The sequence below is a fragment of the Phocaeicola oris genome (genome assembly GCF_021295095.1).
GTDB classification, from domain to species: domain Bacteria; phylum Bacteroidota; class Bacteroidia; order Bacteroidales; family Bacteroidaceae; genus Phocaeicola; species Phocaeicola oris.
Genome location: NZ_JAJLQX010000002.1, coordinates 121,223 through 140,352, shown reverse-complemented (window position 1 = coordinate 140,352; position 19,130 = coordinate 121,223). Strand labels below are relative to the sequence as shown.

Annotated in this window: 19 protein-coding genes and 1 pseudogene; 4 read left to right on the top strand and 16 right to left on the bottom strand. The window is 42.3% G+C overall.

Annotated features, from left to right (window positions below; genetic code table 11):
* Position 1 precedes the first annotated feature (1 nt).
* The 10 genes from traK to LO761_RS02080 all read right to left on the bottom strand — a co-directional run bounded on the left by traK (position 2) and on the right by LO761_RS02080 (position 8,246).
* Positions 2-625: a conjugative transposon protein TraK gene (gene traK, locus LO761_RS02125; RefSeq protein WP_272816672.1), complete on the bottom strand. Its 624-nt coding sequence runs from the start codon at positions 623-625 to the stop codon at positions 2-4.
* 50 nt (positions 626-675) lie between these two features.
* Positions 676-1,713, bottom strand: a complete 1,038-nt coding sequence (gene traJ / locus LO761_RS02120) for a conjugative transposon protein TraJ (RefSeq protein WP_118411845.1) — start codon at positions 1,711-1,713, stop codon at positions 676-678.
* Positions 1,714-1,755: 42 nt separating this feature from the next.
* Entirely contained in the window at positions 1,756-2,385 is a 630-nt protein-coding gene (locus LO761_RS02115; RefSeq protein ID WP_024985983.1) for a DUF4141 domain-containing protein, read from the bottom strand.
* Between the two features lie 27 nt (positions 2,386-2,412).
* A complete protein-coding gene (locus LO761_RS02110) occupies positions 2,413-4,926 on the bottom strand; it encodes a TraG family conjugative transposon ATPase (protein WP_272816671.1) in 2,514 nt (837 codons plus the stop codon).
* Positions 4,923-5,258 (bottom strand): DUF4133 domain-containing protein, encoded by a 336-nt coding sequence (locus tag LO761_RS02105; protein WP_088401310.1) that lies wholly within the window; start codon positions 5,256-5,258, stop codon positions 4,923-4,925. Before LO761_RS02105 ends, LO761_RS02110 begins: the two co-directional genes overlap by 4 nt.
* A 4-nt stretch (positions 5,259-5,262) precedes the next feature.
* Complete coding sequence (locus LO761_RS02100) at positions 5,263-5,565, bottom strand: DUF4134 domain-containing protein (protein ID WP_021583498.1); 303 nt, start codon at positions 5,563-5,565, stop codon at positions 5,263-5,265.
* Between the two features lie 154 nt (positions 5,566-5,719).
* A complete protein-coding gene (locus LO761_RS02095; protein WP_029216688.1) occupies positions 5,720-6,499 on the bottom strand; it encodes a hypothetical protein in 780 nt (259 codons plus the stop codon).
* Between the two features lie 3 nt (positions 6,500-6,502).
* Positions 6,503-6,940 carry a DUF3408 domain-containing protein gene (locus LO761_RS02090; protein WP_029216687.1) on the bottom strand — a complete coding sequence of 146 codons (438 nt, stop codon included), beginning with the start codon at positions 6,938-6,940 and terminating at the stop codon, positions 6,503-6,505.
* A complete protein-coding gene (locus LO761_RS02085; protein ID WP_025068501.1) occupies positions 6,937-7,458 on the bottom strand; it encodes a DUF3408 domain-containing protein in 522 nt (173 codons plus the stop codon). The genes LO761_RS02090 and LO761_RS02085 overlap by 4 nt, the downstream gene beginning before the upstream one ends.
* A complete protein-coding gene (locus tag LO761_RS02080; protein ID WP_272816670.1) occupies positions 7,455-8,246 on the bottom strand; it encodes a ParA family protein in 792 nt (263 codons plus the stop codon). Before LO761_RS02080 ends, LO761_RS02085 begins: the two co-directional genes overlap by 4 nt.
* Before the next feature lie 566 nt (positions 8,247-8,812).
* On the opposite strand from LO761_RS02080, the gene LO761_RS02075 reads away from it, so the two are divergent.
* The 3 genes from LO761_RS02075 (at position 8,813) to mobC (ending at position 12,593) form a co-directional block, all read left to right on the top strand.
* Positions 8,813-9,226, top strand: coding sequence for a plasmid mobilization protein (locus tag LO761_RS02075; protein ID WP_004353762.1), 414 nt, complete (start codon positions 8,813-8,815; stop codon positions 9,224-9,226).
* Complete coding sequence (mobB, locus tag LO761_RS02070) at positions 9,223-10,503, top strand: conjugal transfer protein MobB (protein ID WP_272816669.1); 1,281 nt, start codon at positions 9,223-9,225, stop codon at positions 10,501-10,503. Before LO761_RS02075 ends, mobB begins: the two co-directional genes overlap by 4 nt.
* 83 nt (positions 10,504-10,586) lie before the next feature.
* Entirely contained in the window at positions 10,587-12,593 is a 2,007-nt protein-coding gene (gene mobC, locus LO761_RS02065; protein ID WP_272816668.1) for a conjugal transfer protein MobC, read from the top strand.
* 451 nt (positions 12,594-13,044) lie between these two features.
* On the opposite strand, the gene LO761_RS02060 is transcribed toward mobC, so the two are convergent.
* From LO761_RS02060 to LO761_RS02045, 4 genes are all read right to left on the bottom strand, one after another.
* Positions 13,045-14,097: a M12 family metallopeptidase gene (locus LO761_RS02060; RefSeq protein ID WP_272816667.1), complete on the bottom strand. Its 1,053-nt coding sequence runs from the start codon at positions 14,095-14,097 to the stop codon at positions 13,045-13,047.
* 39 nt (positions 14,098-14,136) lie between these two features.
* On the bottom strand, positions 14,137-14,406 hold the full coding sequence (locus LO761_RS02055) for a hypothetical protein (RefSeq protein WP_272816666.1): 270 nt from the start codon (positions 14,404-14,406) through the stop codon (positions 14,137-14,139).
* A gap of 37 nt (positions 14,407-14,443) precedes the next feature.
* Positions 14,444-15,079, bottom strand: a complete 636-nt coding sequence (locus tag LO761_RS02050) for a hypothetical protein (protein WP_272816665.1) — start codon at positions 15,077-15,079, stop codon at positions 14,444-14,446.
* Between the two features lie 171 nt (positions 15,080-15,250).
* Positions 15,251-15,970 (bottom strand): hypothetical protein, encoded by a 720-nt coding sequence (locus tag LO761_RS02045; RefSeq protein ID WP_272816664.1) that lies wholly within the window; start codon positions 15,968-15,970, stop codon positions 15,251-15,253.
* 418 nt (positions 15,971-16,388) lie between these two features.
* Here LO761_RS02045 and LO761_RS02040 point away from each other — a divergent pair.
* A pseudogene (locus tag LO761_RS02040) lies at positions 16,389-16,676 on the top strand (conjugal transfer protein TraG); the annotation flags it as partial.
* Positions 16,677-16,781: 105 nt separating this feature from the next.
* Here LO761_RS02040 and LO761_RS02035 read toward each other — a convergent pair.
* Both LO761_RS02035 and LO761_RS02030 read right to left on the bottom strand, forming a co-directional pair.
* Positions 16,782-16,973 carry a hypothetical protein gene (locus LO761_RS02035; RefSeq protein WP_004364400.1) on the bottom strand — a complete coding sequence of 64 codons (192 nt, stop codon included), beginning with the start codon at positions 16,971-16,973 and terminating at the stop codon, positions 16,782-16,784.
* A gap of 6 nt (positions 16,974-16,979) precedes the next feature.
* Complete coding sequence (locus LO761_RS02030) at positions 16,980-19,040, bottom strand: TonB-dependent receptor plug domain-containing protein (protein ID WP_272816662.1); 2,061 nt, start codon at positions 19,038-19,040, stop codon at positions 16,980-16,982.
* Positions 19,041-19,130: the final 90 nt, after the last annotated feature.

The window sequence follows — 19,130 nt, the reverse complement described above, 5'->3', positions numbered from 1 at the left end:
CTTATCGTTTATAGGTCTGTATGTCCCTGTTCTCCTTGACGAGGAAGTTCTCCATCAGGAAGCCTTGCGGATTGTTGTCCGAACGGACAGAGTTCTGCAGCGTGCAGGTCGTAACAAGACTGCGCTCTGTAACGTTACTCTGACGGACGATAAACTCCCGTGCATAAGTCGTTACCGCATAAGGGTAAGTATTAAAGTTACAGTGGATAGAGTCCACCTCTATGCGCTGATTGACATTACCCGATATGGCACGGTTATAATAGCCCTTCTCTGCCAAGTCTTTGTAATAGTTGAAAGCCGACTTGTCACACAGCACGAAGGCACGTTCCATATTCTTCTCAATAGCATCCTTGTCAGGCGCAATGGTGAAGAACAGCTCATGAAAGCGACGTACATGCTCCCTTGCCTCTACGGGACGGTTTCGGCTTGCATCCTGACTGAGGGCAAGCATGAGCGACTTTCCCTGGTCAAGCACATAGATTTTCTCCCGTTGCTCCTTGGCGAAGCTGTACGAGGCATAGACGGCATAAACGCTCACTGCCACGCAGACGATGGCAAAGACAAAGGCGTAGAGCCTTATCTGTCTGAATGAGGTCTCGATATTACCAAGTGATTTGAATTCCATTTCTTTTTCCTTTTATAGCTGTTGATTAATTAAGCATAGTTGCTTGATTTCTATTTTCCTTTGAGCAGCGCACCCTTGATACGTCCACCGACATTGCCGATAACCGACCCGGCACCTGCTGCGGCATATCGTCCGCCCGTGTAGGCACTTTGCGCACCGCGCTGTGCAGCTTGATTGACATTGCGACCATAAGAGCCGATACCGCCTCCAGCTTCGATAATCCAACCTGCCACGGTAGGTACACAGAAGTAGCCTACAATACCGATAAGGAAGAAGACGATGTAGTACCACGTCCCCGAATCAGGCAGGTAGTTAGGGTCACTGAGCGCTTCGATATCCTTCTCTATCATCAGCACCTGTATTTTCGTAAGCAGTGCCGTTAGAATAGAACTGACAGGCAGCCACAGGTAGACAGAGATATAGCGTGAGAACCATGCCGTAAGTGAGCCTGCAAGACCATCCCATACGGCAATGCCGAAGACTATCGGACCGAGAATGGCAAGAACGATGAGTATGAAGGTGCGTAGCGTGTCGATGATAAGTCCTGCGGCATGGAACAGCAGCTCCATGAGGTCGTGCACCATTTTCATCACCCACTGCTTGGTCTGATAGGCAGCACGCTCGGCATACATACCCGCTATCGTCACGGCATCTTCAGGTCCGATGATGCCCATTTCCTCTATCTTCTCATCGAACTTCTCGTTGGAAACAAGGTAGGCTGTTTCAGGATTCCTAAGGTAGGCTTCCTCCTGCAACTTGTCCCGCTTGGCAGTAAGTTCTGCAAGGTTCCCCTCCTGCTGGTGTACCATCATCTCCGTTCCCTGCACTACGGGCGAGAGAACGGCATTCATCGTACCCAGTACGACTGTCGGGAAGAACATGATGCAAAAGCCCAGCACGAAGGGACGGAGAAGCGGAAAAACGTCTATCGCCTCGGCACGGGCAATGGAAGCCCATACCCGAAGGGCAATATAAAAGAGTGCACCCAAGCCCGCAATACCCTTGGCAATGCCCGTCATCTGGGCACAGAGCGGCATCATCTCATCATAGGTGGAGCGGAGCAGCTCATGTAAACTGGCAAAATCCATAAGCAAAAGTTTTTTATGAAAGTTCTTTTTTATTCTGTAGATTTACCAATACCTGCTTGCCGTATTACCATAGAGCGCCTTGACAGAAGCAAGGTTGTTCTTTTCCCTTGCACGCACGTAGCTTACGGAAATATTTTTCCTTGTGTAGTAGGACACGAGCGAACGGTTTTCCCTAAGCGTGGTATAAATACGGTCGATTGCCTGCATACGCTCGTGGTCGTTCATCGAGAGAACACCCGACTTGACGATGGACTTGAGTTCCTTGAGACTCTCACCGCTCTGCTCCAGAAGCTTGGCATAGCCCGAAGCCATCGCAGCGAGTTCCGAAGGGCGGAAGTTCTTGTCCGAGAGCATTTTCTTATACGAGGTAACGTAAATCTCCGAGATATCGCCCACCATCAGGATGCACTCCTTGACTTTGTAGGCATCGCCGATGAGGTTGTTCACCTTCTTCAGCGCATCGTAATACTTCTTGGTGTCGTTGTAGAGTTTCTCCACTTCCTTGAACCCGTCCAAGGTGTTCTTCACCGTCTTGGAGGCGGTGGCAATCTCCTTGACCGAATTGACGATGTTGCCGGCGAAGTTACCGGGATCGGTTACTACCCACTGTGCGTGGGCTTTGGGAACAGAAAGGCTCAATCCTAAGAGAGCCATGAAAATGTACTTTTTCATTGTTACTATAGTTTTGATGGTTTGTACTTATTTCTTTTTATTGTTTCTTTTCTCTATGGCAAGCTGACGGATAGCCGTTTCGATATCACCACCGAGCTGTGCCGCCCTGTTCATCACCTCCACCTTCTCGGTTTCCTCCGTGGTGTAGGTCAGGTATTCCTCCATGCTCACTTCCGTGGCATAGACTGCACTCTGCATACCGCCCAGCCCTATCCACACTTCCTTGTAGAGTCGGTTCGGGTCGTTGTTTTGATTGATGGAGAGTATCTGGCTCTTTTCCTTTTCAGACAAGCCGAGCATCGCCTGTATACCATCGAACTTGGTCATGTACTTGCGCTGGTCAAGCAGTATCTTGCAGTCAGAGTTATTAATAATACTTTCCTTGACTATGGGCGACTGAATGATATCGTCCACCTCCTGCGTTACGACAATGGCTTCCCCGAAATACTTTCTCACCGTCTTATACAAATACTTAATGTAGTCCGCCATGTTTGCCGAAGCAATCGCCTTCCACGCTTCCTCAATGAGTATCATCTTGCGGATACCCTTTAATCGGCGCATCTTGTTGATGAAGGCTTCCATGATGATAATCGTTACCACAGGAAAGAGGTCTTTATTATCCTTTACTTGGTCGATTTCAAAGACGATGAAACGTTTAGAGAGCAGGTCGATGTTCTTGTCCGAGTTCAGCAGGAAATCATATCGACCACCACGATAGTATTGCTTCAATGTCGTAAGGAGGTTATTGATATTGAAGTCCGAGAGGGTTACCTTGATGTCTCGCTTTTCCATATCCTTTCGGTACACGTCCCGCAGATACTCATAGAAGGTATTAAAACAGGGCGTAACGCTGTGGTCAGCACATATCAGCTCGATATAGGAGTTTACGGCTGAACCAAGTTCGCCTGCCTCGGTCTTCGTGATATGCTCATCAGCACTCTTCCAGAGCGTGAGCAGCAGCGTACAGATACTCTCCCTTTTCTCTACATCGAAGAAGTAATCATCAGTATAAAAAGGATTGAAGGAAATCGGACTTTCATTGGTATAGGTGAAATACACACCGTCCTCGCCCTTGGTCTTGCGGTGGATAAGTTCACACAATCCCTGATATGAGTTACCCGTATCGACCAAGAGGACGTGCGCCCCCTGCTCGTAATACTGGCGTACCATGTGGTTGGTGAAGAAAGACTTGCCGCTACCCGAAGGACCCAAGATAAACTTGTTACGGTTGGTGATGACTCCCTTTTTCATCGGCAAATCCGATATATCTAAGTGGACAGGCTTTCCTGAAAGGCGGTCTGCCATCTTGATGCCGAAGGGCGAGAGCGAATCCTTATAGTTCGTCTCTGCCGTAAAGAAGCAGAGGGCAGGCTCGATGAAAGTATAGAACGACTCTTCTGCAGGAAAGTCTGCCGCATTGCCGGGTATGCCTGCCCAGTAGAGCGTTGCCGCATCAATGGTGTTGTGGCGAGGATGGCATTCCATAAGAGCAAGTGCAGAGCCCACGTCATTCTTGATCTGGCGAAGTTCTTCCTTATCGCTGCTCCATGCCAATACGTTGAAGTGGGCACGGATAGAGGTCAATCCCTGTGAGTGGGCAATATTGAGATACTCCTGTATCCATTCCTCGTTGATTTGGTTGCTACGGCTGTAGCGTGCCAGCGAGTGCATGTTTCTTGCCTGCTTCTCGAAGCGTTCCAAGTTGACATCGCTATCCTCGATGAAGAGATACTGGTTATAGATATGGTTGCAGGGCAACATCAGCCCTACGGGCGAGGCAAAGGACAACCTGCAATCCGAGCGGTCAGTGGACAGTCGCTCATATCGGCTATCCGTACTTACCGTTGTCGGCAGGTCATCCGTATCGGAAAGCGTATGCAGGCACAGGCGATTGTCGCCCACGCGCACAAGATCTGCTCCCAAGCGGATATCTTCCAAAGACGCATGCCCTTCTTCTGATAGAGAGAAATACCTGTCGAGTAGTCCACCCTTTTCATTTGTGCCAACCAACTCGTCTTCAATCATGCGGATAATCCTTATCTGTTCGGTATCATTGATGATACGCTCGAACTGGTCCACTGCTTCCATAAACTTCATCACTTCATCCTTGTTGGTAATCTCTTTTGGTAGCAGGTGTCCACGGCAGAGCGAAGAAAAATTGCTCTGCTGCGCCATACGCTGCTTGTTCGTCTTGGTCAGGAAGAGATAGACTGAGTGGTGGAGATACGGACGCTCATTGAAGTGCCGCTCAGAGGAACGGGCAAGGAAACTCAGTCCGCTATCAGAGAGCTTCCCTTGATAGTCCTCCTTGATGAACCAGTCCTGCTTGTGTACGATGCTGTAATTGGGTAGCACTTTTATAGCCTTGTGCCAGGCAGAGTGCATTGCTTCGTATTCTGTAGAGGTAACGGTAAAGAGTTCGGGCAGCTCCACACGGAAAGCCACCGTGATGTCAGCATCCTTGCTCACCATGCAGCCCTGCTCGATGGAGAGCAGCGGAAACTTCGACTCCAAGGTGGTTATCTTGCTTTTATTTCTCATTGCTTCGCTTTTTTTGGTTGAAGGTTACGGATAAGGTGGCAGACCGTACGGCGGTTCACAAGGTAGCGTGGGTGCATACGTACTGCTCCTTTTTTCATCAGCCCATATTGCCCGTACTTTCTATTCATGGTGAACGTTTGCCATACCACAAGGCTGGCACCCACTACGCCTATGACAAGACAGGTAATTTGGCTGACTCCACAGAGATAGAGAATGACCACAAGAATGAAGACGGCAAGCAAGCCTCCTGCAAAGAGGAAGAGATACTGTGCCTTCAAGCCCTTGAACTCTACCGTCCGGCCTACACCTTTGTTGATTTCAAATGCTGCCATCGCCTTACAGGAAGAAGCTTCTCAGGATAGTGGCAGCCACAATGAGAAAGATACACGCACCGAACCAAGAGGCTGCGGTCTTGCTCGTATCGGGGTCACCACTTGAGAACTTGTTGTACACTTTTATTCCTCCTATCAACCCCACTACCGCCCCCACGGCATAAATGAGTTTCGTGCCGGGATCGAAGTAGGAGGTTACCATTTTCGTTGCTTCATTGATTCCGGCAATGCCGTTGCCCTGTGCGTATGCTCCTGCTGTGGTCAGTGCCATCAGGAGCAGCATTGTGATTTTCTTTTTGTTGTTCATTGTTCTTTTTATTTTATGTTGTTAAATGAATTGTTTTCTTTTGGGTAGAGATGGTAAGGGGTGGCTCGGTTTTATCGTATGACAGATATAGTTTGATTGTTTTGCTTTTGAGCCACCCCTTGATCACTTTACAATATGAATAAAAACATTAGCCTTACAGATAGTATGACAGTGGACGGTCGGCTTCTTCCAAAACATCGTTGTTGCAGCTCTCTACGTTTGAGTCTGTTTCAGAATCAGGAGAAGAGCTTATATTACTTTCCTCTAATTCCGCTTCCTCCGCTTTGCGAATGGCAGCAAGGAGCCTTTGATGGTCTTTTTCCTGCTTGAGCGTTGCCTCCTTGATATAGTCCATGAGCTGTGTGCCCCGTATGCTTTGCAGCGTATCCTGCACTTCGGCTTCGTTTTCCTCATCAAGCGTGTCATCATTCCTGTGCCAGCCGTTTACACGGGACAAGTCCCTTGTAAGAATAGCTGATGATGAGACTTCGGGTAAAGAATCGTCTGCAATCTGCAGTTCCTCACGGATGATAGTGTCTTCGTCCGGTTCGTCCATTGTGTAGTCAACCTGCATTTCATTGCCCTCGTCCTTTTCATCCGTATGTTCGGGTGCGGATTGAGGTGTATTAGTTGCCTCTGTTTCATCTTCCTTGCGTACATTTTGCGTCGCAAAGGTACTGGGATTATCGGCTGAATTTTCAGACGAGGAAACAGCGGGAGTTTCGGGGACAGACGGGGAAGTAAAGGGTTTACTCCTGCCCACCAAAACGTGCCTGGCATGTTCTACCTGTTCTTTTGTGACAATAGGCTTTCCTGTGGTTTCATCCACAGATTTGGGGACTGGTCGTAAGCAGATTTTCCAGAGGTATGCGATACCTAAAAATAGCCATATCACACCCAAGAAAAGGAGAATATCTAATAGAATTGTTTCCATTACTTACAGTGTTACGGTGGTTTTACTTCTCTGTTTATCGGCTGCATCATTGATTAATTTCTGATGTTCCCGTAAATGTTCACGCAGGATATTCTCTATGTAGGAAGTCATAGACACACGCTGATTCAAATCATGTAGAATATTGCGAAGCACCTGCAAGGTTTCGACATTCATGGTAAAGGCTGTTTTCCTTGGAAAGCGTGAAGTATGAAGAAAACGATTGCGATAATCTTCAAAACTATTGTAGTCCGAATGTACGGAAGGGGAAGAAGTATCTTCTTCTGATAATACTACCTCTGCTGTTTCCTCCATGGTTTCCACAACAGGTTTTTCCATAGAAGACAAAAGCCTGTCCAAGCGAATACAGAAATAGACAATGCTGATAAGCATCCAGATAATCCCCATGAGGAGAAATGTATCCAATAACAATGTTTTTATCATAAATTAAGTGTTTGATTACGTTTATACTGTGCCGCTGTCTTGTTCAGCATGGCTTGGTTTTCTTTCAAATGCTCAAGAAGGATATTTTCAATGTAGGCAGTGAGGGTCGTCTTTGCACGGACATCCCGAAGGACATCTCTGAGCAACTGCAAGACCTCACTGTTAATGGTGAATCCGGATTTACCATTACTGCATTGAGAATGGCTAAGGTAGCGTTCACGATATTCCTCAAAAGAGAGTTTGGCAGACAGGGCATCTTCCCTGCTTCCTTTGTCTTTATTTTTTTTAGCCCGTAAAGGTTCTGCTGTCTGTTCTGCTGCAGAAGTCCTTGCAACAGGTTCTTCTTCTTTCGCTTCTTGCGGTTCATCCGATTGGAGTTTTTCCAAATCACGCTCAAGATCTGTGGGCCGGTCATAAAAGGGGGATTCTTCCGGAGAACGTTCCTGTACACCGTAATTGCCCATCTCCTTGAGTTTGCTCCGGAGGACTTTCTTTCGTTCTTCACTAATGGAGGTCATAGGCTATCCGGAATGAGATGGCATTTTTCGATTACTTCCTCCACCCACAAGTCTATACCAGTAGGAAGGCGTAAGGTAAGTGCCGGAGGTAAGTAAGAACTGCGGAAGACACCCTTCACGCCACCTAACTCCAATTCCCTGGAGAATCTCACGGAATGGTATATGCGGGCATCAAATATACTGATGTCCTCTTCCTTTGCATATTGTGTGTAATAGTCCATAACGATGGAACTGGCGCTACGGTTGATTTTGTTCCATAGTAAGAGCAGGTCACGGATACGGGCATCGCTAAGTCCGACTCCCAAATCCCTGATGGTCCTGGCATAGGCAAAGCTGGACACCAAAGATTGGGGATCCGCCTCTATAGGGGTGATGATATAGTCCATGTCTATGGAGAGTTGGAGCAAATCCTCGGTTGAAGCATGACCGGGAAAATCAAAAATTACGAGGTTTACCTTTATATCATGCGTCCTGATGTATTCGTTCACATATTTAATGACGTTTCTCGGTGTCGAGCGAATAATGGGATAGGCATGTTTCCCAAACTTGGTGAAGAAATCCTTCATCTGTTTAGAAATGGTTTCACTTCCCTCTATCACGCGGCGTTCTCTCTGCCTCAACTTAAAGAACGACTCTTGCGTTCCGTCACAATCTACGACAAGAAGAGATATTCCTTTTTCGTAATATAGAATGGACGCGAGGATTTCGGCAAGGCTACTCTTGCCAACCCCTCCTTTTTGCGATGCGAAGCCCAGATAGACGGGCTGATTTTTAACTTTCTGCTTCATCGTTGTTGAATATTGTATGATTAACTCTATTGTTACTTTCTTACAGACCGAGTTCAGTCAGTCGGATAGACAGTGAGTTGGTAGATAGGTATCGAGCCTTGAACTGACAGAATTTTTGACTGAGTGTCATAATTACTTTTTGACTGACTGATCTATAGACTTTATTACCGTCTGTCCAACTTCCTGAAGAACTCTTTAGCTGAGTTTTGTCGGTCGGTAGATGAGTTGATAAATTGGTATGTTTTGACCTAAATCCACTGCAAAATAAGTCAGTAATTTAGTTATTTCCAACCCTTGGGGAAATGCAGGGAAATGAAAGGAAAAAGAGTGAATATCATTGATAATGAGATATTTGGAAATCCGCCGTAACTTTGCAGGCGGATAGAGAATGTGGAGGTGATCTCCCCGAAGCGGACACCCTGAAAGGGTGGATACTTCAATCGTATCAACTCTTGATATTGGCAAGGTGTGTCTTTGTAACACAAACCGCCGTTTGTACCACAAAGACCCTTGCCCCGAAGGGGAGATGAATTACTCCAAAGTCGTAATTAAAAAACAGAAGGGACATGAATAAGGACACGGAACACGGTTCAGAACGAAAACAAGCGGAAAAGCCCCGTTGGGACAACTGGCATGTACGGTTGCCCAACCCCAAAGACCAGCAACGGGCAATCGATTTGTTTCAGCGTTCGGGTGCAGAAACAAAGTCAGATTTCGTGCGTGGTCGTATTCTTGGAGAGAGTTTCAAGGTGATTACGGTGGATAAATCCGCAGTGGAATATTACCGGAAGCTCTCAGAATTGACGGCACAAATCCATAAGATTGGCGTGCTATATAATCAGACCGTGCGTGCCATCAACAGCTATCATAGCGTAAAGACAGCACAAATCCTACTTGAAAAGTTGGAGGAGTTGTCGGCTCAAATCATTGTCTTGCAAGAACAGGCTATCCGTCTGACCATAGACTACCGCAAGAAATGATTGCCAAGATTTCTGCCACGGAAAACCTTGGAGGGGCACTCGGCTATAACTTCAAAAAGGTGGAGAAAGGGGAAGCAAGCATTCTCCTTGCCGCTGAGTTGTATCAGGACAGAGAGGGACGTTATACGATGGAGGACGTGCTTGCCGACATGGAGGCATTGATACCCAAGAAATGCCGAACGAAGAAGACGGTGTTCCATTGTTCCCTTAACCCGCATCCAGACGAGAAGCTCTCAGATGAAACACTCACGCAGATTGCCAAGGAGTATATGGAGGCACTCGGCTACGGCAATCAACCTTATATCGTATTCAAGCACAGCGACATCGCCCGTGAGCATATACACATCGTATCACTTCGGGTGGACAGTCGTGGGCAGAAGATTAATGATAAGTTTGAGAAACGGCGGAGCAAGCAAATTACCGATGCCTTGGAAAGAAAATTTGGTCTCATTCCAAGTTCAAAGGTTACTGAGAAGGCAGTAGCAGAAACGCCCAAGGTAGATATTGGTAAAAGGAATATCAAGGAGCAGGTGGCAAGCGTTGTCCGCATGGTGCTGAAACATTATAAGTTTTGTTCATTAGGAGAACTGAACGCCATTCTGAGCAAATATAACCTTGCCGTAGAAGAAGTAAAGACGGAGTTTCGGGGAAAGAAATACGATGGACTGGTCTATGTTCCGACTGATGATAAGGGAGGCAAAATAAGTACACCCATCAACGCATCGGACATCGGTCGTGGTGTGGGCTATACTGCCGTACAGAACAGGATGCAAAAGTCCAAGCAAACCATCAAGCCACTGATACCAACCATAAGGAACAAGGTGTTACAAACAATGCGTACCTCTCCCAATACGGAGAAAGAACTTCGGCAAAGATTGGAGGAACAAGGCTTGCGTGTGGTAATCCGAAAGAATGATAATGGAAGAATTTACGGCATTACCTTTATTGATGACGAGCAGGGTGTTGCACTCAATGGTTCCAGATTGGGCAAGGGATATGCCGCCAATGTATTCAATGGCTATTTTTCCAATCCTGCTCATAACTCATTCTTGGACGAAACGCTGTATGGCAGTCCGTTTGCTCGTTTGGAACAATCGGCAACTGGCCAACCTTTACAATCCAATGCTGAGGAAGGTGACAACCTTGTCAATGAACTAATCGAGGACATGATGGGCGACCCATCCACATCTACGAACAACGATGATTGGAAAGAAGCGGCTTGGCAGCGTAAACTTCGCAGGCAAAGCAAAGTCAATCTCAGACGGAGGAAAAGATAAGTAGGTATTTCAAATTTTGTTTGAACAGTATTCAAACGCAATTCAAATAACGATAATACAACAAATATAAAAGCAATACGATTATGGCACAAGAAGATGATTTAAGGGCATTGGGTAAGGTGATGGACTTTATGCGGGGCATATCAGTGATATTCCTACTTACCAACTGCTATTGGTTCTGCTACGAGGCATTTCAGGAGTGGCATTTTACACTCGGCGTCGTCAACAGAATTCTGATGAATTTCCAACACACGGCGGGCTTGTTCTCGTCCATACTTTGGACGAAACTCTTTTGTGTGGTATTCCTTGCACTGTCCTGTTTGGGGACAAAAGGCGTGAAGGAAGAGAAAATTACATGGCCGAAGATTTGGACAATACTTTTCTCCGGTTTTGTGCTTTTCTTCCTCAACTGGTGGCTCTTAGCATTGCCGATCGGTAAGGTCGGTGCAGCCTCGCTTTATATCTTCACGCTCTCTGTGGGCTATATCTGTCTGCTGATGGGAGGTGTATGGATGAGCCGTTTACTCAAAAACAACCTGATGGACGATGTGTTCAACACGGAAAATGAAAGCTTCATGCAGGAAACCCGACTGATGGAGAATGAGTATTCTGTCAATCTGCCTACACGTTTTTACTATAAGAAGAAGTGGAACAACGGTTGGATTAACGTAGTCAACCCCTTTCGTGCCTCAATGGTACTTGGAACACCGGGTTCGGGTAAGTCCTACGCTATCGTGAACAACTACATCAAGCAGCAGATAGAGAAAGGCTTTGCCATGTACATCTACGACTATAAATTTCCCGACCTTTCAGAGATAGCTTACAATCACCTGCTTCATCATTTAGATGCCTACAAGGTAAAACCACAGTTCTATGTAATTAACTTTGACGATCCGAGGAAATCGCATCGGTGCAATCCTATCAATCCTGCCTTTATGACGGATATATCGGATGCTTACGAAAGTGCCTACACCATCATGCTCAACTTGAACCGTTCGTGGATACAAAAGCAGGGAGATTTCTTTGTAGAGTCACCGATTATCTTGCTGGCTGCCATCATTTGGTTTCTGAAAATCTATGAGGACGGGAAGTATTGCACGTTTCCACATGCTATTGAGTTCCTGAACCGTCCCTACGCACAGATATTCCCGATACTCACCTCCTACGATGAGCTTGCCAACTACCTTTCACCCTTTATGGATGCTTGGGAAGGCGGAGCGCAGGACCAGTTGCAGGGACAGATAGCCAGTGCCAAAATACCACTGTCTCGTATGATAAGCCCTGCTCTCTATTGGGTGATGACGGGCGATGATTTTTCACTTGACATAAACAATCCCAATGAGCCGAAAGTCCTTGTTGTAGGTAACAACCCTGACCGACAGAATATCTATTCGGCAGCACTCGGACTTTACAATAGCCGTATCGTGAAGCTCATCAATAAGAAGAAGCAGCTCAAATCGTCTGTGATAATCGACGAGTTGCCGACCATCTACTTTCGTGGGCTTGACAACCTTATTGCTACTGCACGAAGCAATAAAGTGGCGGTGTGTTTGGGCTTTCAGGACTTCTCACAACTTACCCGCGATTATGGAGACAAAGAAAGCAAGGTGATACAAAACACCGTTGGTAATGTGTTCTCGGGGCAGGTAGTTGGAGAAACAGCCAAAACGCTCTCGGAACGCTTTGGCAAAGTCCTCCAGCAACGTCAATCAATGACTATCAACCGCAACGATAAGTCCACGTCCATATCTACGCAGTTGGACAGTTTGATTCCTGCCAGTAAGATTAGCAACCTTACCCAAGGTATGTTTGTAGGAGCTGTGTCCGACAACTTTGATGAGCGAATTGAGCAGAAGATTTTCCACGCAGAGATTGTTGTGGATAGTGCCAAAGTTTCTGCCGAAATGAAAGCATACCAGCCCATCCCGGTAATCAATATATTCCGAAACGAAAATAGCTCCGATAACCTCAAAGAGGCTATCGAAGCCAATTATAAGAGAATCAAACAGGATATACTTTTCCTCGTTGATTTTGAGATTGAACGAATCAAAAATGAGCCTCGGTTAAAATATTTATTAAAAGAATTATAGTTCTGATAAATACAGAACATTTTTGTATATGCCATCATTTACTATCCTATCATATGCTGTAGAACAGTTTTATCATCTGCCCAAATAAGAATGGCGCAGATTTCGAAAAGGCTTCAGCAGAGATAAATGTCTCTATATCTATTCCCGAAATCAAGCCTTTCCAAAACGAAGTCGGCTCCGATAACCTCAAAGAGACTATCGAAGCCAACCATCGTGAGCTAAAGAGAGAAAGACTCTCTTGCTCTGTCATAAACAGAAAGAAATATTGTCCTCCATCGCTATGTTATCTAATAAAAGACAATTCCTCTAACATATATTAAATACTATTTTGATATTTCGTTATGTGAATTACTGACCATAATTAGGGGGTGTACTACATATTTCCTCTTACAAATATGGTAACACATAGAGGACAACTAACAAATGTTTTGCAGATAAAGACAAATTTTAATTACCAGTCTACCAACTCTGTACGACCATTTGCAGGAGGAACTCCATAAAGTCCTCTTTGGGCATTTATTTGGTTCTGTAGCTGTAAACGCTCTTCTTCTGTTAGGCGTCTGCCTGATTGATCATACACATCATCTAATTCAACATAGTTGTCTTTTCTTGCTATGTAAGGTAGATAATGAGAATTCAGGAAAGCCTTATCCTGTGTAGAAAGTGTATAATTTATAGCAATACCAAGTCCCGTTTTTGTAGTTATAGTATTTAATCCATTCTTTGAGAAATCTTTTGACGATGCAAGGGTAATGGAGAACATATCAAACATTCCCATAGTAGTGTAGTTGCTCTTTATCTTATCAAAAGCCGACTTGCAATTGTCCTTGACATTGTTAAAATCAATTTTCACGTAATTATCACGATCTGGTCGCTGTTGTTCATTGAACATTCCTGCAGCATTACAGAATGCATGCAAGAAGAATCGCTTTATCTCATTTGCGTCTGCATTCTCAAGAGTTGTTGGGACATTTATATATTGTTCACCACCTACTAAGCCGTAGTTACCGCTTCCTTCTCTACCAGAATCCATTCTGACAGCAATGTTTGGAAGTTTTATGTGATATGGCTCATAGTATTCCGGATCCTCTATAGAGTTATAGAAACGTACATTTGTCTGTTCTTCCATTTCTGCTATAGCAAGAATAGCCCCATCTTTTATCTTCCCAGGGAGCTTAAGGAACTTCACTCTAAGCATTGTCCAATATTGTGCAGGATAAAATCCATATATGCCAATTGCTCTTGTAGAAACAGAAATACGCGGATCGTCAAACAATCCCCAACGTGTTGGAATTGTAGATGCAATGGTTGTTGTCCATGCATCCTTTTGTTGGGCGTTACCAAAAGGATTTCCTGTTGATAGTAGCAACTTTTGCTGTTCTGTACTCAATGTTGCAACGTACGCAACATGTTTCTCACTGTGAGTTGTTTCTGTTTGTATAGCATCATCATTAGAGCATGATGCCGCAGATAAAGCTAATACTGTTGTCAATAAAGAGTTCATGACAACTTGAATATACCGATTTGTAAATATTTGTAAAAATTATTTATTGTTATTCATTTGCTCAACATTTCGAAGAGCGTTGTTGTAAAGCTCTGATTTTATACCTAAAATTTCTGCATCCTGTTCTGTAAGGTCGAGATAATATCTGCCATTATTATTGCGGATAAGATTAGTCAGGATAGTACTCTTGTCTATTTGGATATTGTATAAATCCATACTGTCCAAAGGCTGTCTATTATGCTCTACACCATTCCCGCCATTAGTTATATCTGAGTAAATATCGTCATGGCAAGCTGTAAAGAAAAACATTAGAGCAAATAACGGAATAATTCTAAAAACACTTTTTTCATTGTAATTGTACTTTGTTATAGGATAAAACATCAGAAAAATGTCCCTCTAACTTATATGAAATAGGGAATTCATCATTGGAATAGAGATAAATCTCACCGTCTAACTTTTTAGTTCTATTATTAAATTTCTTAAAAATAATAGTGCCATCTATAGATGTTGCTGATGGCAACTTATTATAATCTATAATAATAGCGATACCCCTACTATCATTGTTGTTTTCAGAAACTGGTATATATTTCAAGAAATCTTCAAAGATAGTTCTGTCTTTATCGTACATTAAATTCTTTGATAATTGGTAAGATTTATCCAAATTTGGAAAGACTTCACCTTGAGGGATACGAAAAGCTCCAAACAACCATAATGGTGTTTGACTTTGAATACTTCTAAACATAAATTGGAAAATAAAAATACTATCGTTATAAACACCTAATCTATCACCATTGAACAATGTTGGCTTTATTGGAAGATCAGGGTGGAAAGCATCATGTATAGACACATAATCTTTATATGCGACACCATTAACGCTAGCATATCCATACACAGTAATGGTTCCATCTTTATCTTTTGAACAACCTATCAAGCTACACGTAATAAGCAATGTTGTAGAGAAAATTAAAATGTACTTGAACATATTATTTTATTTTTATAGTTACAGGAATAATTTGTATAAACTTGTCCTCCGGGTTTAGCAATGCTATCGTATAAAGGCATGTATGATCAACCTGCATGTTGTGTGCAATATAGTCCAATTCTTCTTGTGGAAGAACATCTTTAATGGACATTTCCCCTCTTGACACAGGTATTATGTAGGTACTATTAAACGGGCTATATACTTTAGCTTTCGTAGAAGTCCAGATGTCACCTTCATATTCTTTAGACAAAGAAATATCTCTAGTAAGGTATATCTTGCCGTATTTGTATGAATACGTAGTCCCATCTTCTTTGTATATTTTTTTGCTGTGTCAAGTAACAGCCTATTATTTGATGCGTAAAAAATATCCGTCGCTGTACACTTTACAGATTGAAGTGGAGATTCTTTTCCATTACTGTCTATAATTTTAAGAAATACAACAGCATCTTTGTCTTCTATAGGTATGAATACTGATGGGCTATTGGTATCAATCCATCGTATATCTTTGTTTGGAAATTTTACTCCCCATCTAAATATTAACGATGCATTTATATTATCAATATTGGCTTTGTAGGTTTCATCTATGCATTTTGCTTCAATTTCAAAACCATCTGGTTTATGTTTGGAAGAAAGCAAATAAGTTGGGACTCCTATATATACCAATTTGCTAAACTTCATCCCATTAGTTTCACCAATTACATATACACAACCATTTTTAGATATGGTAAGTATCCCATTTTGATTAATGGTTCCAATTGATGCATCCGACGTACTCCATACAACAGTTCTTTTCGCATCAGAAAAATAACTTACAAATAAAATAACTATAACAAATATATAGGCATATTTATATGCATCTAATTTCACCAGCTTTTTAAATATCTGTACCATAGAATCTTATTTTAAGTTTTTATTATTTTTAGCATTATTATCTTAGCATCTAAGACCGATTAAAGCCTTATTGTTCCTTTAACTATCTGAATAAGATATTCTGTCACAAATATATAAATTTATATTGTTTAAAACAAGAAAAACAAGTTTTTTTCAAAAAAAATGTATTTCCTTAGTATTTTCACTATATTTGCTGTATTATTTATTATATATAACTCGTTGGCGGAATTAAATTAAAGGATAAATTAATATGCAAGAAAAGTTGCATATAAAAGATGTTTTGTAACTTAGTAATAACCAACACACTAAGTTCAATAATCCGTATGCACAACTTATATGCGAATTTCGCAAAAATCCTTAATATATGCAATTCTTTTCAAAAGACTTGGTAAACTCGGTCTTAATTCCGCCAACGGGTCAGGGTATGTTTGAAGGTGTAGTATCCGATAACTTCGATAAACGTATCGACCAAAAGATTTTCCATGCCGAGATTGTCGTGGATATTGCCAAAGTTTCCGCTGAAATGAAAGTTTATCAGTCTATACCCACAATCGCAGACTTCAAAAACGAAGATGGCTCCGACAATCTCAAAGAGACTATCGAAGCCAACTATAAATCTGTCAAACGAGATGTGCAGACTTTTGTGAAGAGTGAGATTGAACGTATCAAAGCAGATCCGACATTGACACACCTTATCAAAGAATAATTCTCTAATTTTATGCGTGATATTTAGTTCTTACATATTCTTCAAGATGTTATTGTTTTTTAGAGGAATAAAATTGCAGAAAAACTAACATGTTTTGGTAGAAAGTCACATCAATAAATAATGTAAAATACTTTCACTTTTCAAATCAGGATAAGGTATGATACAAATAACTAATAATAAAACTAAGATGATGACAACTATTATCACTGTTCCCCATCTTAAAAAAGGTGAAGGTATTTCACCTAGAAGACTACGAACCTTTTCAGAGCGTAATTCTATTCCTGTTTCTTTTTTCATTGTGATTTATTTTAAGATTGCACTTTCACTATTTTTATGTTCATAATCAGGTGTTTTGGATGTCTTCTTGCCGTAATCAAAACTATAAACAATTTTCAATGTTGCGTACTGGTTGTAACTGCGACTTTGATTTATTTGTTTGAAGGAATAATATGGTGTTGACAATTCATCCACAATATTATTCTTCATCATGAATAAGTTGTTTGCATTAGCTTCGATAGCCCAATTCCCATGTTTCCACATTGCCGACAGTTGATATTGCCAATAAGTCTTCCTACTAATTTGGCTGTCTATTAAATCACGGGATGGTGTCGCCAAAGATACACTGAAAGAAAAATCCTGAATATAGTAGTTTACCATAGCAGATCCTGAGATTGAGGACAAGTTACGATGTTCAGTCCCTCCCCGCACCAAATGTTCAATCCATTGACTGGATAATTTCATATTGAGTGAACCGGAAGGTTTATAGGTCATAGATATATCAGCACTGGGGCGATGATAGATACAATCATCTCTAAAAGTGCTGATGAGGTGTCCGTCCCGTATGTAGTAATCCGAAATAATTGAATGATTTTGGTAGAAGTATGACACCCCTGTTTGTAAAGCGAATTTATTAAGATTCAATGTATGACTTAATCGTGGGTTTAAAAGAATTGAGTTGTCCATATCCGGGTTACCTTTAAGAATAATGATAGGATCAATCTGTTGTTCGACATTGTTAATAGTATTAATCCTCGGATAAGTATTTCCCAAAGCAAATGTAAATTGAAGTTGCTGTACTTTATCTATCTTATATGCTGCTCTTGTCTGAAGTCTTGGCGTAAGGTGATTAATAGGCTCCATCCCCTTTAAACTATATGTAAGAAAAGATAATCCAGGGTTGATATCAAAGAAAAATCTTCCTAAACGCTGGGAATAGTCAGCAAAAAGGATTGTTTCCGAAGAATGCAAATTTTGATTATATATCGAAGTTCCCGTGTATTCAGAATCACTAATTCTCATGAACTCGAATAAGCTGAAAGCCAATCTGTTCCTATGACTGAACGCCATTGAATAGTTAGCATTCGCTTTGACGTAATAATAATCTTCTTTGACAAGTGAATGAAATGACTCATCATCCTCATTATAAAAACGGTTATAGTCGTTCCGAGAATAATATCCATCAAATACATAATCTAATGACTTTGTATCGGAAAAAGTGTGCAGTCCGTAGAAATAAACACTCGGACGATAAGATTTGTTTCGACTGTCAATATTTAAAATACTGCTATTCTTGATGGATGTGTTTGTGTGCCAATAGTTAATCCTTCCGCCATTGACGTTGTTTCTTTTATCATCCCATGCCATACCACCACGAAGCATCCATATATATTTTCTTCCTCGGTTACTTATCGAAGCTTGCACATATTTTCCCGTTTCCTTATTTCCAGCATTATTGTAATATTGTTGCCTGTTTAACTGATAATCAGGAAATTTTAAAAACTCATTTTCATTCATTGATGATTTGGGATTTTCCAAAGAATATCCTGCCCAAAGATTCAGACTTTTTGTTCCTGTGACAAATTTTGAAATAAGGTTATAGTTACCATAAAGAAACCCTATACCTTGAGACGCATCCAGATGGGTATAGCCACCGTTGTTGATTGGTTTCATTACAATGTTTATAGCGTATGCGTCTTTGGCGTATTTACCGTTCGGTACGTCAAAATATTCCACGCGAGAGATATCCTTCGGTCTCAATGACTGCACCTCCCGGAAATCAGCCTCGCGCCCATCAATGTAGAGAGTGGCAGCACCAGCTGGAGTTGTTACACTGCCAGTCGAACGCTCAACAGATACTCCTGGGACCATAAGATTGTTCAATAGGTCATAACCAGTCACAGCATGTTTACGTTGCTCTTTTGTTGGAATCGCAAGGATATGATCTTTCTCACGTGCGAGATAAAATGCTTTGACAACCACTTCTTCAAGTTCTTTGGTTTGAACCGATGTTTTCGTTGTGTCAGGTTCCTGTGCATATGATACGTTGAAACATAAGCACATAATAATAACAAATAATGTTTTCATCTATTGAATTACTTTATACTTAAAATCAATATATCTTTTGAGCTTATCAATGACACCTTTTCTTTTTGCCTTGCAAAAACTTTCTTGGTT

Coding starts and splice junctions, on each gene's coding strand:
- traK (WP_272816672.1), bottom strand. CDS start 625: ATGGAATTCAAATCACTTGGTAATATCGAGACCTCATTCAGACAGATA.
- traJ (WP_118411845.1), bottom strand. CDS start 1,713: ATGGATTTTGCCAGTTTACATGAGCTGCTCCGCTCCACCTATGATGAG.
- LO761_RS02115 (WP_024985983.1), bottom strand. CDS start 2,385: ATGAAAAAGTACATTTTCATGGCTCTCTTAGGATTGAGCCTTTCTGTT.
- LO761_RS02110 (WP_272816671.1), bottom strand. CDS start 4,926: ATGAGAAATAAAAGCAAGATAACCACCTTGGAGTCGAAGTTTCCGCTG.
- LO761_RS02105 (WP_088401310.1), bottom strand. CDS start 5,258: ATGGCAGCATTTGAAATCAACAAAGGTGTAGGCCGGACGGTAGAGTTC.
- LO761_RS02100 (WP_021583498.1), bottom strand. CDS start 5,565: ATGAACAACAAAAAGAAAATCACAATGCTGCTCCTGATGGCACTGACC.
- LO761_RS02095 (WP_029216688.1), bottom strand. CDS start 6,499: ATGGAAACAATTCTATTAGATATTCTCCTTTTCTTGGGTGTGATATGG.
- LO761_RS02090 (WP_029216687.1), bottom strand. CDS start 6,940: ATGATAAAAACATTGTTATTGGATACATTTCTCCTCATGGGGATTATC.
- LO761_RS02085 (WP_025068501.1), bottom strand. CDS start 7,458: ATGACCTCCATTAGTGAAGAACGAAAGAAAGTCCTCCGGAGCAAACTC.
- LO761_RS02080 (WP_272816670.1), bottom strand. CDS start 8,246: ATGAAGCAGAAAGTTAAAAATCAGCCCGTCTATCTGGGCTTCGCATCG.
- LO761_RS02075 (WP_004353762.1), top strand. CDS start 8,813: ATGAATAAGGACACGGAACACGGTTCAGAACGAAAACAAGCGGAAAAG.
- mobB (WP_272816669.1), top strand. CDS start 9,223: ATGATTGCCAAGATTTCTGCCACGGAAAACCTTGGAGGGGCACTCGGC.
- mobC (WP_272816668.1), top strand. CDS start 10,587: ATGGCACAAGAAGATGATTTAAGGGCATTGGGTAAGGTGATGGACTTT.
- LO761_RS02060 (WP_272816667.1), bottom strand. CDS start 14,097: ATGAACTCTTTATTGACAACAGTATTAGCTTTATCTGCGGCATCATGC.
- LO761_RS02055 (WP_272816666.1), bottom strand. CDS start 14,406: ATGTTTTTCTTTACAGCTTGCCATGACGATATTTACTCAGATATAACT.
- LO761_RS02050 (WP_272816665.1), bottom strand. CDS start 15,079: ATGTTCAAGTACATTTTAATTTTCTCTACAACATTGCTTATTACGTGT.
- LO761_RS02045 (WP_272816664.1), bottom strand. CDS start 15,970: ATGGTACAGATATTTAAAAAGCTGGTGAAATTAGATGCATATAAATAT.
- LO761_RS02035 (WP_004364400.1), bottom strand. CDS start 16,973: ATGAAAAAAGAAACAGGAATAGAATTACGCTCTGAAAAGGTTCGTAGT.
- LO761_RS02030 (WP_272816662.1), bottom strand. CDS start 19,040: ATGAAAACATTATTTGTTATTATTATGTGCTTATGTTTCAACGTATCA.